This is a genomic window from Bradyrhizobium daqingense, from assembly GCF_021044685.1.
In the GTDB taxonomy this organism is placed as follows: domain Bacteria; phylum Pseudomonadota; class Alphaproteobacteria; order Rhizobiales; family Xanthobacteraceae; genus Bradyrhizobium; species Bradyrhizobium daqingense.
The window spans coordinates 6,033,441-6,047,363 of the sequence record NZ_CP088014.1 but is presented as its reverse complement, the minus strand read 5'-3'; the positions used below and the strand labels follow the sequence as shown (position 1 = coordinate 6,047,363).

The window sequence follows — 13,923 nt, the reverse complement described above, 5'->3', positions numbered from 1 at the left end:
GACCAGAGTTCGGAGCTTATGCCTACGATCGCTCTCTCTTGTCCCGGACGCGCTGCAGCGTGCAACGCTGCTGCGCAGAGCCGGGATCCAAGCAACGGCGAGTGCTGGATTACCCCTTCGCACAATGCGCGATCAGCCTCTCCACAAACTCCGCGCATTTCTCCAGCTCCGCCATCTCCACGAATTCGTCCGGCGTATGCGCCTGTGCGATCGATCCGGGCCCGATCACCACGGAGGGGATGTCGGCCATGCTGGTGAACAGGCTCGCCTCGGTGCCGAAGGCGACCTTGGCGTGGTCGTTGCGTCCGGCAAGGCTCTTGGCGAGCGTGACGATCGCAGCGTCGGCCGCCGTGTCGAGCGCGGGATAGTCAAGGATCTCCTCGAACTCGATGCCGCAATCGGCACTCCTCGCCTTCATCGCCGGCTCGAGCTCGGCCCTGGCCCAGGCAACGATCGCATCGGTGACCTCACGCGATTCCGTGATGCCGATGCCGCGGCATTCGAATTCGACGGTGCAGGTGTCGGGCACGATGTTGAGCGCTGCGCCGCCGTGCACGATGCTGGTGAGCAGCGTCGAGTGCGGGACGTCGTACAGGCTGTCGCTCGATTGTACGGCGGCGAGCTTCTCCGCACGGTGGCGAATCTCGGTGATCAGCTCGGCGGCATATTCGATCGCGTTGACGCCGTCGGGCGCGATCGAGGAGTGGCGGGCGAGGCCGTGGAACGTGGCGCGGACGCCGTGCTTACCCTTATGGCCGATGATGACCTGCATCTGGGTCGGCTCGCCGATGAAAGCGCCGAGCGGCCTGACCTTCTTCTTCGCGATTTCGCGCAGCATCGGCCGCACGCCGACGCAGCCGATCTCCTCGTCATAGGAGATCGCCAGATGGATCGGAGTCGTCAGCTTGGCCTCCAGCATCTCCGGCACCATCGCGAGGCAGACCGCGACAAAGCCCTTCATGTCGGTGGTGCCGCGGCCGTAGAGCTTGCCGTCGCGCTCGATCAGCTTGAACGGATCGTGGCTCCAGTCCTGGCCGACCACGGGCACGACGTCGGTGTGGCCCGACAGGACCAGGCCTGGCGGGTCGTCGGGTCCGATCGTGACCCACAGCGAGGCTTTCTGCCCGGTTTCATCGACGAGGCGCTCACCCTTGATGCCGAACGCGGCGAGGTAACTTTCGATATGGGCAATCAGGGGCAGGTTACTGCGGTCGCTGACGGTATTGAAGCCGACGAGGTCGGCGAGAAGTTGGCGGATGCGATCGGGTCTTGAACTCTGCATTTTCAGGATCTGGTCAGGGGAATGGAAGCTGAGGTGCTTGCATGAACCATACCAATGTGGTGGCGGGATGGGCAAATCAACACGACACTAGCGGTAGCCCGGGTGAGCGAAGCGACACCCGGGACGGTGCCGACGGAAATCCCGGATGTCGCTGCGCTCATCCGGGCTACTAGGCCTTGCGTTGCCCGCCGGGCAAAACACGCCAGAGCTGGGTCAACGCTCGCCCTCGAAAATATTCCACTTTACCGAAATTCGGAAACGGCGTATGTATCGCCGCATCCCGGCCCAACGAAGAGGGGCGTATCGCGATCGTCACGAACGCGGGCCGGGCGGCGGTGGACGTGGGTCACACCGGCGCGAAGGGCTTCGCGGGGCGGGCAACCGTGAGCGAAAGCGTCGCGCCAACGACGGGTGCGGTTCGCGTACGGCAAAATCGTGTCGTCCTGGCGTCCGGGGTCTGTACGCCAAGTCTTGCGGTGATGTGGCGGCCTAACCGGGCACGCGCATCAGCCATCCGCAAGGCGACGGGGGCAATAGTGCATCGCTCCCCGGGGAGAGCACGACATACGCCGTAAAACCACTGCGCAGGGAAGGCCGGTTGCTTGGCTTCACCTGTATGCCGCTGTGCAATCTTTGTAAGCACACGCTTTCGCACAGTGGACCGTGGGTGCCCGGCCGGCACCCGGTCTTCCCTGCGCCCTCTTTCAATTGAAGGTGAGGCATCGACGCAAAGCTCGGGCGAGATCGGCCGCGAGGCTGCAAAGCTGTGTCTGCGATTGAGATGCGAACGATGAAGCGGCCATGTCGCCCCATACTCAGTCATTGCGAGGAGCCCTTGCGACGAAGCAATCCAGACTGTTTCCGCGGAAGCAGTCCGGATTGCTTCGCTCCGCTCGCAATGACGGCGGAGGTTTCCGTGCGCCAAACTCCACTCTCGTGCCCCGGACGCAGCGCAGCGTCTCTTCGACGGTGCGCTGCAGAGCCGGGGCCCATGTCTCAGCGAGTGCCGTGGGCTTCTGGGCCCCGGCTCTGCGCAGCAACGCCAAGAGCGTTGCAGCGCGTCCGGGACACGAGACCTGGCTACACCGGTTTGCCCGTATACGGCATCGACGCCGTCAAACCACCGTCGACCGGGAACGCCTGCCCATTGACATACGACGCCTCGTCGCTCGCCAGAAACAGTCCCATCGCCGCCAGCTCGTGCGGCTGGCCGGGGCGCTTGAGCGGGTTGAGCTGGCCGATCTTGTCCTGGGTGCCACGCTCCTTGGCGCGGTCGAAGATCGGCTTGGTCATGCCGGTCTCGATCAGGCCCGGGCACACCGCGTTGATGCGCACGCCGGTTCCGGTGAGCGAATAGGCCGTGGTCTGCACCAGGCTGATCACGCCGGCCTTGCTTGCGGCGTAGGGATGTCCGCTGGCGCCGGCCTTGAGGCCCGCGACGGAGGCGGTCAGCACGATCGCGCCGGACTGTTGCTTGACCATGTGCGGCATGGCGTATTTTACCGCGAGGAACGGTCCGATCAGATTGACGCGCAGAATCTCCTGCCAGTGCTCGACGGTCTGCTCGGCAAGCGGAACGAGCCCGCCGGAGACGCCGGCATTGGCCCAGATCACGTCGAGCCGGCCATGCGCCTTCACGGCTTTGTCGATCACGGCGATGACGTCCTGCTCGGAGCCCGCATCCGCCACCATGGCTTCCGCGACGCCGCCGGCGGACTTGATTTCCGCGACGGTCTCCTTCACCGCCTCGGTGCGATCGACCGCGATCAGTTTTGCGCCTTCCCGAGTGAACAACAGTGCGGCGGCGCGACCGATGCCGCTGCCGGCGCCGGTGATGATGACGGATTTGCCTTGCAGGCGGCCCATGCGCTTCTCCCTTTGCTTCGTGCGCGGCCCTTGCCGCGCGACGGAATTTCAAACAAGATTTCAAACGGTAAAGTGTCTTGAGACACGTTCACACCTGACGTACAGCGACATTACACGGGATGGAAGGGTTTCGATGGCAGGCGCAGACAAGCCGAACGTGGTCACGACGCGGTGGTGGTGGGTGCGGCACGCGCCGGTGCGCAATGACGGCGGCAACATTTACGGACAGTCCGACATCGCTTGCGACACCAGTGATACGTATGTGTTCAATGCCGTTGCCAAGGTGCTGCCACGCAAGGCAGTCTGGTATTCGAGCAACCTGATGCGCACGCACCAGACCGCCGAGGCGATCTGGGCAACCGGCTTCCCGCGGCCCGCGTCAATGAAATGGGAGGCGGATCTCGCCGAACAGAATCTCGGACGCTGGCAGGGTATGAACCGCGCCGCGTTCATCGCGAGCCGCCCCGTCGGCACGAGTTGGTTCGCCGACATCAACGAGCCCGCGCCCGGCGGCGAGAGCTTCATGGATCTCTACAACCGCACGCGCCGTACCATCGAGCGGATCAACAAGGAGGCGGCTGGCCAGGATATCATCGCGGTCGCCCATGGCGGCACCATCAAGGCCGCGGTCGGGCTTGCGCTCGGTGATCTGCCGGAGCAGGGGCTCGCATTCGACATCGACAATGTGTCGGTGACGCGGCTCGATCATTTCGCAAGTCCCGAGCGGACCGTCTGGCGGCTGCCGATGGTGAACCAGCAGCCGTGGATCGCCGACGACGCGCATGCGGCAATGCATCAGCCGGCGGGTCCTGAAGTCAAGAAGCTGGCGTAGCTGAGCGGTCATTCCGGGCGATGCAAAGCATCGACCCGGAATTCGAGATTCCGGGTTAGGTCCTGCGGACCGCTCCGGAATGACATCAAATACGAAGTTCATACTCTGGGAGAGAAACATGACCTTGTTCGATATGAAGGGGAAAGTCGCCGTCATCACTGGCTCGACGCGCGGCATCGGGCTCGCAATCGCCGAGCGCATGGCCGAGCACGGCGCCAAGGTGGTGATCTCCTCGCGCAAGGCCGACGTCTGCGAGCAGGTGGCCAAGGGCATCAACGACAAATACGGCAAGGGCACCGCGGTCGCGATCGCCGCCAACATCTCCTCGAAGGAGAACCTGCAGAACCTGGTCGACGAGAGCAACCGCGCCTTCGGCAGGATCGACGTGCTGGTCTGCAACGCCGCATCGAACCCGTATTACGGCCCGCTCGCCGGCATCTCCGACGACCAGTTCAGGAAGATCCTTGATAACAACATCGTCGCCAACAATTGGCTGATCTCGATGGTGGTGCCGCAGATGATCGAGCGCAAGGACGGCTCGATCATCATCGTCTCGTCGATCGGCGGCCTCAAGGGCTCGACCATCCTCGGCGCCTACGCGATCTCGAAGGCCGCCGATATGCAGCTCGCGCGCAACCTCGCTTGCGAATATGGCAAGGACAACATCCGCGTGAACTGCATCGCGCCCGGCCTGATCAAGACCGATTTCGCGAAAGCGCTGTGGGACAATCCGGAGAACCTGAAGGCCTCGACCTCGCGCTCGCCGCTCCTGCGCATCGGCATCCCCGACGAGATCGCGGGCGCCGCCGTGTTCCTGGGATCGAAGGCCGGCGACTTCATGACCGGCCAGACCATGGTGATCGACGGCGGCGCGACGATTAGCTGACGCCTGCTCTCGTGTCCCGGACGCGGTGCAGCGTGCAACGCTGCTCCGCAGAGCCGGGACCCAGAAGGCCAAGTCCGAGCTTGTGGAGACGTAGGCCCCGGCTCTGCGACGCACCGCTACGCGCTGCGTCGCGTCCGGGGCACGAGGGCGCCCCCCTCAATCCACCGCCGCGTACACCAGATCCCGCACCAAGGTCCGCGTGTAGTCGCGCTGGCCCGGCCCCTGGCTCATGAACACCGCGAACAAATCCTCCTTCGGATCGATCCAGAAGAACGTGCCCGCAATGCCGCTCCAGAAATACTGGCCGACGCTGCCGGGGAAGGGCGCGATGCCGGCCTCGCGGCGTACGGCAAAGCCGAGCCCGAAGCCGTGGCCGGGCGACAGCAGCGTGCCATTGGTCACAACGTGGGGTTCGAGATGGTCGGCTGCCATCAGCTCCAGCGTCTTGCGGCCGATGATCCTGTTGCCGTCGAGCGTGCCGCCATTGCGCAGCATCACGCAGAAGCGGGCATAGTCCATCGTGGTCGAGACCAGTCCGCCGCCGCCGGATTCCATCACCGGCTGCTCGAGCATGTTGAACAGCACGACCTTGTCGCCGGTCCAGGGATCGGCCGCGAACGGCTCGGCGAGGCGGCCGGCATTGGCCTCGGATGTCGCAAAGCCGGTCTCGGCCATCTGCAGGGGCGCCAGGATGCGATCGGAGAGGAACGCGCCGAGCGATTTGCCGCTGACGACCTCGATGATGCGGCCGAGGATGTCGGTGGAGCGGCTGTAGTTGAACTCGTCGCCGGGATGGCAGACCAGCGGGAAGCTCGCCACCAGCGCGGCGTGCTCGGCATTGGTGATCTTGCGGCTGCGGACGCGGGACTCCTGGTAGAGCTTGTGCACGGGGCCGTCGCCCTGATGCTCATAGGTGAGGCCGGAGGTGTGGCGGAGCAGGTCCTGCACCGTCATCGGCCGCTTGGGCGGAACCAGCTCCAGCTTGCCGCTGCCGACCACGCCGACCTTTTGATTGGCGAACTCCGGAATGAACTTGGCGACCGCGTCGCTGAGGAGCAGATGGCCATCCTCGACCAAGGCCATGATGCCGACCGACACGATCGGCTTGGTCATCGAGAACACCCGGAAGATCGAGTTACGTGCCATGGGCGCGGTCGGGCTCTGCCGTCCCAGCGCCTCGAACCAGCCGATCTGGCCGTGACGGGCGACCAGCACGGTGACGCCGGGAACGGTTCCTTTGTCGATCTCGCGCTTGAAGGCGTCCGACATGGCCTGGAGGCGGGGCCGCGACAGCCCGAGCGTCTCGGGGCGCGCTTCCGGCAGAGGCGGGGTCTGCGGCGCGGTCGTGGCCTGTGGGGCGGCTGGAGCGGTCGCTGTGGCGGTCGCTGTCGTGGTCATGGGCACTCCCGGTTGCTCTTGATTATCGGGAACGGACTGTGGCCCAAAAACCCCGGTACAAACAAGCGAAGCCGGCGCGGTTCACCCTTGCAAACCGGCCGTCCCCTGTGCTTGAAAGCGGCCCTGATCCCAAGGCGACGCGGGGTCTGTAGGAGTGTAGCTCAATTGGTAGAGCACCGGTCTCCAAAACCGGGGGTCGCAGGTTCGAGCCCTGCCACTCCTGCCAGCGAAATCAACCACTTAGTCTATACGCTGACGGGATAGGGACACGCGTCCCCGTTTTGCGAATCGCAATGTGCCGGCCGAGCAGGTGTAGACGGTTCAGCGCGCCGGGGTCCGCTGGGTGTCGGCGGGGACTCGACTAAGATCGACGTCACGGATGGGAACGCGGCGGAGCAGCGAGAGGATCGTGCCTCCGAGCTCGAAATAGGTCCGCAGCCGCAATGCGCGGGACGATCCCTTGAGCTCAGCGTTCAGGCTGACCGGCACCTGCACGTGGGTGAGGCCGAGCTGGAGCAGCGAGATCAACGCACAAATCTGATAGCCGTAGCCGTCGGCCTTGACCGCGATCTGGCGCAGCCATTTGACGGGGTAGACGATCATGCTGTGGTAGTCGGACAGCCAGAAGCCGAACAGGCAATTCAGAATGAGCCGCAGCGAATGTGACTGGAGCGAGCGGTTGACCGAGCGGTCCGACTGGTTGTCGCGATAGGTGATGACGAGGTCGGCCGCGCCCGCCGCCTTGAACATCCGGGCGATGCCTTCGTTCCGAAAAGCGTGGTCGCCCGGAATGAGCGTGATGGCGTCGAACTTGGCGCGCGACAGCGCATATTCGAAGCCGGCACCGACGCCTCGCCGTTCGGGGTTGTGATGCACGATGATGCGCGGCTCGTGGGCCGCGAACTCGTCCATGATCGCGCCGGTGGCGTCCGTGCTGCCGTCGTCGATCAGGAAGATCTCGAAATCGTCGAGCAGCTCGCGCGCGAGCGGAAGCACGCCGCCGATGGTGTCGGCGATCTTGTCCTGCTCGTTCAGCGCAGGGATGACGATCGTAAGCCTTTTTGCCGCCCTGGAAGGTGTCATCGCGTGCTGCCGTCGGACGGCTACTCTTACTGTTGGAACCCTGGTCACAACTCTAAGTGATCTGGGCAGGGAGAACAATGCGCCACGCGCAGGTAGTCCCCTGCAAACGATACGGAATCGGCGAGTGTGTATTCCGCGCAACTAATCGGAAAAATCGTAGAGACTGGTGTCGCCGATACCAAAGGCACGCCGCAACCGCCCGACGCTGCCTGCCAAGTTCCGGCCTGCCGCGGTCGCCACAAAGTTCGTGTCGACCCGTTCGACGAGGCCGCCGTCGACCAAGGCGTTGGTTCGTTCCCGGAACAAATCTGGAACTTGTCGTTCGACGATCTCGGCAAGCGGGGCACTCCGTCCCGGCCGGCCAACGAGGCTGAGCAGGATGCTCAGCGAAACCGATCTGTATACGGCGCCGAAGGCAAAAACATAGGCCATGACGCAAAATCCGAAAATCGACGCGGCGTCCCAGTATTGGAACTGCGGCACGACGAGAATGCCGAGCGCCACGCCGAAACCATGCGCAACGACCGCGGCGACCGCGAGCAGGACGACGGATGACAGTGGCCACGCGAAAGCGCGGGCCATCAGCTGCAGGGCAGGGGACAGCACGGCGAAGGCGACGACGGCGGTCAATCCGACAACGTAGGACATCGTGCCACTCACCCAAGGCCCGTCGATAGACGAACCAGCTTGACCAGATGCGCGACCGCCACCCCCTTGGGGGTCGGCGCCAGCTTGGCATCTTCCGTCACCACCAACCCCGAACCGAACAGGAGTTTCAGACGATTGTGCGCGAACGCGCCGAGATCGCCGCCCTGCATGTAGGCTGCAGCCCATTGCTCCAAGGTGAGGGGACGCCCGGTCTTGACCAGCGCCGTGAGCAACGTCAGCGTAAAGCCCCAAGCCAGCAGGCTGAAGAGGATGTAGCAAAACATCATCGCTGTCGCTAACAGCAAGAGACCGCCGATCACGTCGTCGATATGGCGTTCACCGGGAAGTGCGATGCAGGCAACCGCAAAGAGAACGACGAGGCTGACGCAGCCGAGCCGAAAACGGCGGCCGGATCCGCCGGTGGCCGCGATGCGCGCATAGCCCAGCAATAAAAGCGGGAAGGCGATGCTGAGGCCGATTGCAGCGGCCTGCGCCGGGCCGGGTAGCATGTTCATTGCGGAAAATCGTCCCTGACGCCTCTCGGGCTCAGCTAGTGAAGGTCTATAGGAGGTCGGATATTTCCGGTCAAGGGAAGCCTGCCATCCCGCTCTTGCAGCAGCCGCGCGGCCGTGCGAGTCCTTGCTGGCGATGCCCTTCCTCACCCGTCCGAGCATGCCCCCCTTGTCGCGCGCGATAGCCGTTCTGCTCATAGCGTTGTTGGTCGCGCATGCACCAATGCTGCTGAACCACGGCCTCTTCATGGACGACTGGCTGGTGCTTAAGCCACGTCCGGATTATTTCATCGACATTGATTTCCTGCTGAACGGCGCCGGCCATCCGATCTTCTACAGCTACGACACGTTCGCGAACTGGACGGGCGCGCCGGTCGCCGTGATGGTGTCGTTGGCGTTTGCCGGAATCCTCTTCGGCGCGACATGCCTGGTGCTGACGGCAACGCGGCTCGGCTTGCTCGATCGTGCTGAAGCGGCCGGCTTTGCCGTGATCGTCTGGACCTATCCCGGCTATCAGCTTTGGGCGGGCAAGGCCAACGCGGTCTATGTCTTCAGCTTTGGACTTTCGTTCGTCGGTGCATGGCTGCTGACGCTCGCCTTTGGCGCCCGCGGCCTGCGTCGCGCGCTCCTTCGGGTGGCTTGTGCGTTGGTGTTCTTGCTGAGCTTCGCGCTCAACTCGACGATCATGCTCTATGCCTTCGTGATGCTTGGCCTCTTCATCGCGATGTGGCGAGGCGCAGACGTTGCGCATGGGTTCGTTCGCCGCACGTGGCTCGCGGCCTGGCGCTCCGCTTTGAGCTACCCGGAATTGGTCGTGCTTCCTCTGGTCTACTGGGGCGCGCTCAACATCTGGTTCAAACGGATCGGCGTGTACGCGCAGCACTACAACGCCCATTTCCCGACGCTCGCCGAATTGGCGAAGGGATGGGGGGCGTTCGTCGCCGCGGGCTACAGGGACGTCCTGGCCCATGCTGTCCGAGCGGCGATCCAGCTCCCAGCGCTCTTCGTCATGGCTACGGTCCTCGTCAGCATTGTCGTACTGCTGCTGCGTCCCGGTACAGAACCGACCGCGTCCAGAAGCGGGAGGGCCTTGCCGTTGATCCTCGCCGCGGCCTTGTTCTTCGCATTGTCGTCGCCCTATGTGATCGCCGGCCTGCGGCCCTCTTCCTCGCATTTTTACGAGAGCCGTCACCTGCTGATGTTCGGTGTGCCGTCGGCGCTGGCTCTGCTTGCATTGAAGCGGCACGCTCAACGTTGGGTCGGCTCCGGCAAGGCCTTCGCAGTCGTTTTCGGATTGGGCATGATCGTGTCGGTTGGCCTGCTGTGGAACGACTACATCTTCCTGCAAGCGAGAATGCTGAAGCAGGAGGCTCTCACGCGTGACCTTGCCGGCCGGGTCCAGCCCCCGGCGACGGTCTATGCGGTCGATGACGGCTTTCAGAATTACCCAGCACGGTTCGTGCCGTTCGGCTTGGCCGAGGTCACCGGAATGCTTCGCCTCGCTTGGGGCAATCAGCCCTTTTTCGGTTTTACTCTGGTTGCCGAGCGGCCCACCATCCTGCAGGAAATGGAGGAATCGCGGACGTCTCCGGGAAGCGCATTCCATCACTTCGATCCGTCAGGGCCGCAAGCCACGATCTCGTTGCAGCCTGGCCCTGGAGCGGCACCGAACCAGATCTTGGTGTGGAAGTACTATGCATGCCGGTTTCTTGCGCGCTGTGATGTCGCTGAGTTGCTCGACCAACTTGCAAAGGTCACGATCAAGGTGGGACCGATCGCCGGTGTCATTCCGCTCGACGCTTCAGGAAAGGGCGCCGAGCCTAGCCGCTAGTCCGTCCGCTTCCAGACTGCCTCCGCAAGCGCGATGTCTGTCACCGAATCCGCCCCGGAGGCCAGAGGTATCCGGCGTTCGACGACATCGGAGACAAAAGCGTCGGCTTGGCGCCGAAAAGCCCAGCTGGTTTCACGGATCAGCCGCCTGGAGTGACCATCGTGATCGACAATGACCTCCGCCTCCTGCTCGGCGAACGGCGGGGGCAATTCGATGGTCACCGCCCCCCGCTCGAACTCGATCGTCAGTCCCTCGCGCCAAGTGCCCTCGGACCCGTTCACGAGATCCAGCGTGCACGCGATGCCGTCGAAGTCGAGAATGACGCGCGCAGCTCCCGAGATCTCGACGGAGCTTTCGGCGACTGTCGGCGACGGACCGAGCACGTAGCGCGCCAAATTGATGATATGGCTGAACACGTTCAGAAAATTATCGTAGCCTGGCCGCATCGCGTCCGACATCCAGTCGGGACCGTCCTGCCAGAGCTCGAGACCATCCGGCCGCGCTTCGCCGGTCATGACGAAATTGTCCTGCGCTCGGCCGGTATCACCTCCAAAGCACCACCCGCGCGCGCCGACGATCCGGCCGAGCGACTGGTCTGCACGAATGCGCGATAGCTCCACCAGCGCGCGCGCCACGCCGGCGTCGTGACGTTTCATGTAGCCGATGCCGTAAATGAGGCCTTGTCGCTGTGCAGCCTCGACCAGCGTCTTGGCCTGAGCCGTCGTATAGGCCATCGGCTTTTCCGACAAAACGTGCCGGCCGCTGTTCAACGCATCGAGGACGATCGGCCCGGTGGCGCGGCGCTTCGTCACGACGATGACGGCGGATACCGCGCTGTCCGCGAGCAGCTCCCGGTGCGTGCCGTAGATCCGGGGAATGCCGAACTTCCGAGCCGCGGCGGCGGCCAGATCGGGCCGCAGATCGGCGATTGCGACGACGCTGCAGGCGGGATTGGCAGCGAAATTGGCGAGGTGGCACATCTGGCCGACCATGCCCGTTCCGATAATGCCAATGCCTGGCCTCACTGGCTAGGCTCCCTCGAAGCGCTTCCGGATGACGAGGAAATGCGCCGGCTGACCCCAGGTGTTGATGAATGCGGGGTCGGACTGGGTGCGGGCGGTGACTGCGGATGCATCCCGCCGCCCGATTGCACCAAAGATACGATGGAAACTGTCGAGCGTCGCAAGGATGGCGTCGATATCGGCAGCATCGTCGGCCAGAATGTCCGTCGTCCGGATCGTTTCGCGCAATAACGCGAGGCTCGAGATCGCCCGCGGCAGGCAGTCGCCGAAGGGATGGTCGATCATCCCGTCGACATCGAGCACCAGCGCTTCGATCGACGCCGAGATCGCATCGACAGCCTCGATGTTGCCGACCAGATAGAGCTTCCGGCCGCCGAGGAAGCTCAGACGGCTGCGGCCGAGATGGCGCGCCGCGCGCCGCAGCTTTTCGTCGTCGGGCAGAACCTTCTTGTGCCAGTAGACATCCAGGCTGTCGCGATAGGCCGGCCATGCCGAATGGATGTCGAAGCCCTGCTCATGCGCAGCCGTGCACAAGGCGCTGGCGTCGAGGAAGTAGCGGTGCCGGACAAAGGGATTTTCGAGCACGTCCATCAGCCAGGAATCGAAGCTGCGGGTGTGCGGAATACTGTTCCATTTCGCCTCGAACAGCATCTTCGCCGTTTCCAGCGCAGGGCGGCCCGTCAATGCCTTGCCGGCGGCATGGATCGCCTTGAGCGCGAGTTCGAAGAAGCCGCCATAACGCTCATAGTAGGAAACGACGGCATAACCGTCCGGATTGAGCAACCGGTGAAAGATGCCGAGCCATTTTTCGCTTGGCTGCACCGTGTAGATGAATCCCTCGGCATCGATGACGTCGAAGCGGCGGTCGCTGCGAAATCCTTCGACATCGGACAACGCGAGTTCGCGTAGACGCTCGGTCTGGCCAAAATGCGCGAAGTAGGCCTGAATTTTTTCGTGCGCGTGCCGGTTTGGCTCGGCAAGTGTCATGTTCGCGCCCCAGCTGGCGAACACCAGGGCATTCTCGCCGGAATCAGGACCGAACTCGAGCACCTCGGCATCGCGGAACAGCGGCAGCGGGAGCACCAACTTGTCCGAAAACAGCTCGCGCCGCTGGCCGGCATAGGCTCCGAGTTCGGCAGACGACTTGAAATTCCCGAACGTCGGCAGGACGTTTTGACGTTCGTAATAGTTGAAGAGCTTGTCCTCAGACATGCCGCGACCCTGCTGCGGCCTCGAGGCGATCAAGCTCGCTCCAGATGTCGGACGGCGCGAAGATCGAAACGATGTGCAGCGGGCGCTTTACGTTCTCGCGCAGCCGGCTGCTGACCTTGGCTTCATTCTCCTGGTTCACGGCCAGAAGACAGATCAGCGGATCCGACTTGCTTGCGAGGTCCTCGGGCGCGCGGATCGGAATGCCGGTACCGGGCAGGAACAATCCCTGTCGTTCCTTCTGGTCGTCGACCGAGAGGTCGACCAGCTCCGTCAGCTCGTGGGCATTGGTGAAGGTGCAGGCGCGGCAGCCGGCGCCATAGATGGCGATCTCGGCGCCGTTGCTACGGGCCTTGGCGAGGATCGGACGGAGACGCGCGCCATATTCCCTGGCGCGCTGGCCGAATTTCTCGCCGACCCCAGACGGAGCGGGCGGTGGCGTCACGTCGCGCGTGGCACGGCGGACTGCGATGGCGAGGCTGCCGCCGCTGAAATTGTACTTCTTCACGGACACCGCCTCGAAGCCATGGCGCGCCAGCAGCGCGAGCAGGGTCGGTTCGGTGAAATAGCTGACGTGCTCCTCCCAGAGGACGGAGAGGTCTCCCGACGTCGAGCCGGGAGCGAAATCAGGGACATCGATGAACAGCAGACCGTCGTCACGCAGCGCAATTTTCACGCAGTCGAAGAAGTTCTCAAAGTCGACGATGTGCTCCAGCACCTGGCGCGAGACGACGAGGTCGAACTTGCCGGCCGCGGCGACCGCGTCGTGACACAGCGCCGGGCTGATCATGTCGGAATAGACCTTGATGCCGCGCTCGCGGGCGAGCTTGCCCGACACGGGGTTGGGCTCCACGCCCACCAAGACCTTCGCACCGCGTTCGCGCAGCTTGTCCATGAACAGGCCGTCGTTGCATCCGATCTCGAACACCGACTGATGCTTCGAGAACTTCGCGATGGTGTCGAGCTCGTCGACCTGGTGCGGCTCCGGCTTCCAGCTGCTGAAATTGTAATTGAACTGCCGATACAGGATATCCGGATCGATCGGCTTGACGATCTGCGGCAAGCCGCACTCGCCGCATGCCAGTACCTCGAACGGATACCGCTCCTCCTGCTCGTTTCGGCTATGCCGAAGCCGATGCGCAATCGGCATCAGTCCGAGGTCGATGACCGGTCGCAGGTCGGTCGAATGGCAGAGGCGGCAATGGTCGGTCACGGCGCTAGCTCTTGCGGTAAAAGCGGAACATCGGCGTCCCGGGCAGCACCCGGTGCAGTTTGATGCCTATATAGTGCAACGGTCCCTGCCACAATTCTTATCTTGAGCTGCCTGTTCCGGCGTAGATTCGTCATTGTCGAA

12 protein-coding genes and 1 tRNA gene are annotated in these 13,923 nt (G+C 63.6%); 4 read left to right on the top strand and 9 right to left on the bottom strand.

The features are described from left to right. Positions 1-109 precede the first annotated feature (109 nt). Both argE and LPJ38_RS28820 read right to left on the bottom strand, forming a co-directional pair. Complete coding sequence (argE, locus tag LPJ38_RS28825) at positions 110-1,282, bottom strand: acetylornithine deacetylase (protein ID WP_145629752.1); 1,173 nt, start codon at positions 1,280-1,282, stop codon at positions 110-112. 1,080 nt (positions 1,283-2,362) lie between these two features. Further along, positions 2,363-3,148: an SDR family NAD(P)-dependent oxidoreductase gene (locus tag LPJ38_RS28820; protein ID WP_008549480.1), complete on the bottom strand. Its 786-nt coding sequence runs from the start codon at positions 3,146-3,148 to the stop codon at positions 2,363-2,365. A 133-nt stretch (positions 3,149-3,281) separates the two neighbouring features. On the opposite strand from LPJ38_RS28820, the gene LPJ38_RS28815 reads away from it, so the two are divergent. Continuing rightward, on the top strand, positions 3,282-3,980 hold the full coding sequence (locus tag LPJ38_RS28815) for a histidine phosphatase family protein (RefSeq protein WP_167520289.1): 699 nt from the start codon (positions 3,282-3,284) through the stop codon (positions 3,978-3,980). 118 nt (positions 3,981-4,098) lie between these two features. After that, positions 4,099-4,866, top strand: a complete 768-nt coding sequence (locus LPJ38_RS28810; protein WP_145629766.1) for an SDR family NAD(P)-dependent oxidoreductase — start codon at positions 4,099-4,101, stop codon at positions 4,864-4,866. Positions 4,867-5,022: 156 nt separating this feature from the next. Here the strand turns inward: LPJ38_RS28810 and LPJ38_RS28805 are convergent, their stop codons facing one another. Further along, entirely contained in the window at positions 5,023-6,264 is a 1,242-nt protein-coding gene (locus LPJ38_RS28805) for a serine hydrolase domain-containing protein (RefSeq protein WP_145629773.1), read from the bottom strand. Between the two features lie 150 nt (positions 6,265-6,414). On the opposite strand from LPJ38_RS28805, the gene LPJ38_RS28800 reads away from it, so the two are divergent. Next, positions 6,415-6,490, top strand: a tRNA-Trp gene (locus tag LPJ38_RS28800). 95 nt (positions 6,491-6,585) lie between these two features. On the opposite strand, the gene LPJ38_RS28795 is transcribed toward LPJ38_RS28800, so the two are convergent. The 3 genes from LPJ38_RS28795 to LPJ38_RS28785 form a co-directional block, all read right to left on the bottom strand. Beyond that, entirely contained in the window at positions 6,586-7,347 is a 762-nt protein-coding gene (locus LPJ38_RS28795) for a glycosyltransferase family 2 protein (protein WP_145629776.1), read from the bottom strand. A 141-nt stretch (positions 7,348-7,488) separates the two neighbouring features. After that, positions 7,489-7,995 carry a hypothetical protein gene (locus tag LPJ38_RS28790; RefSeq protein ID WP_145629777.1) on the bottom strand — a complete coding sequence of 169 codons (507 nt, stop codon included), beginning with the start codon at positions 7,993-7,995 and terminating at the stop codon, positions 7,489-7,491. 8 nt (positions 7,996-8,003) lie between these two features. Further along, complete coding sequence (locus tag LPJ38_RS28785; RefSeq protein WP_145629778.1) at positions 8,004-8,510, bottom strand: hypothetical protein; 507 nt, start codon at positions 8,508-8,510, stop codon at positions 8,004-8,006. A gap of 220 nt (positions 8,511-8,730) precedes the next feature. Here LPJ38_RS28785 and LPJ38_RS28780 point away from each other — a divergent pair, with 220 nt between their 5' ends. Further along, positions 8,731-10,338 carry a hypothetical protein gene (locus LPJ38_RS28780; RefSeq protein WP_231088430.1) on the top strand — a complete coding sequence of 536 codons (1,608 nt, stop codon included), beginning with the start codon at positions 8,731-8,733 and terminating at the stop codon, positions 10,336-10,338. Here LPJ38_RS28780 and LPJ38_RS28775 read toward each other — a convergent pair. Genes LPJ38_RS28775 through LPJ38_RS28765 form a run of 3 tightly spaced genes read right to left on the bottom strand, consistent with a single transcriptional unit; the run spans position 10,335 to position 13,782 of the window. Continuing rightward, entirely contained in the window at positions 10,335-11,363 is a 1,029-nt protein-coding gene (locus LPJ38_RS28775; RefSeq protein ID WP_145629780.1) for a Gfo/Idh/MocA family protein, read from the bottom strand. The two genes, LPJ38_RS28780 and LPJ38_RS28775, sit on opposite strands and share 4 nt — an antisense overlap. 3 nt (positions 11,364-11,366) lie before the next feature. After that, positions 11,367-12,572: a class I SAM-dependent methyltransferase gene (locus tag LPJ38_RS28770; RefSeq protein WP_145629781.1), complete on the bottom strand. Its 1,206-nt coding sequence runs from the start codon at positions 12,570-12,572 to the stop codon at positions 11,367-11,369. Then, positions 12,565-13,782, bottom strand: coding sequence for a class I SAM-dependent methyltransferase (locus tag LPJ38_RS28765; protein ID WP_145629782.1), 1,218 nt, complete (start codon positions 13,780-13,782; stop codon positions 12,565-12,567). The genes LPJ38_RS28770 and LPJ38_RS28765 overlap by 8 nt, the downstream gene beginning before the upstream one ends. Positions 13,783-13,923: the final 141 nt, after the last annotated feature.

What these genes read in the sequence shown, in the direction of transcription:
- argE (WP_145629752.1), bottom strand. Translation starts at nt 1,282, where the DNA reads ATGCAGAGTTCAAGACCCGATCGCATCCGCCAACTTCTCGCCGACCTC.
- LPJ38_RS28820 (WP_008549480.1), bottom strand. Translation starts at nt 3,148, where the DNA reads ATGGGCCGCCTGCAAGGCAAATCCGTCATCATCACCGGCGCCGGCAGC.
- LPJ38_RS28815 (WP_167520289.1), top strand. Translation starts at nt 3,282, where the DNA reads ATGGCAGGCGCAGACAAGCCGAACGTGGTCACGACGCGGTGGTGGTGG.
- LPJ38_RS28810 (WP_145629766.1), top strand. Translation starts at nt 4,099, where the DNA reads ATGACCTTGTTCGATATGAAGGGGAAAGTCGCCGTCATCACTGGCTCG.
- LPJ38_RS28805 (WP_145629773.1), bottom strand. Translation starts at nt 6,264, where the DNA reads ATGACCACGACAGCGACCGCCACAGCGACCGCTCCAGCCGCCCCACAG.
- LPJ38_RS28795 (WP_145629776.1), bottom strand. Translation starts at nt 7,347, where the DNA reads ATGACACCTTCCAGGGCGGCAAAAAGGCTTACGATCGTCATCCCTGCG.
- LPJ38_RS28790 (WP_145629777.1), bottom strand. Translation starts at nt 7,995, where the DNA reads ATGTCCTACGTTGTCGGATTGACCGCCGTCGTCGCCTTCGCCGTGCTG.
- LPJ38_RS28785 (WP_145629778.1), bottom strand. Translation starts at nt 8,510, where the DNA reads ATGAACATGCTACCCGGCCCGGCGCAGGCCGCTGCAATCGGCCTCAGC.
- LPJ38_RS28780 (WP_231088430.1), top strand. Translation starts at nt 8,731, where the DNA reads ATGCTGCTGAACCACGGCCTCTTCATGGACGACTGGCTGGTGCTTAAG.
- LPJ38_RS28770 (WP_145629781.1), bottom strand. Translation starts at nt 12,572, where the DNA reads ATGTCTGAGGACAAGCTCTTCAACTATTACGAACGTCAAAACGTCCTG.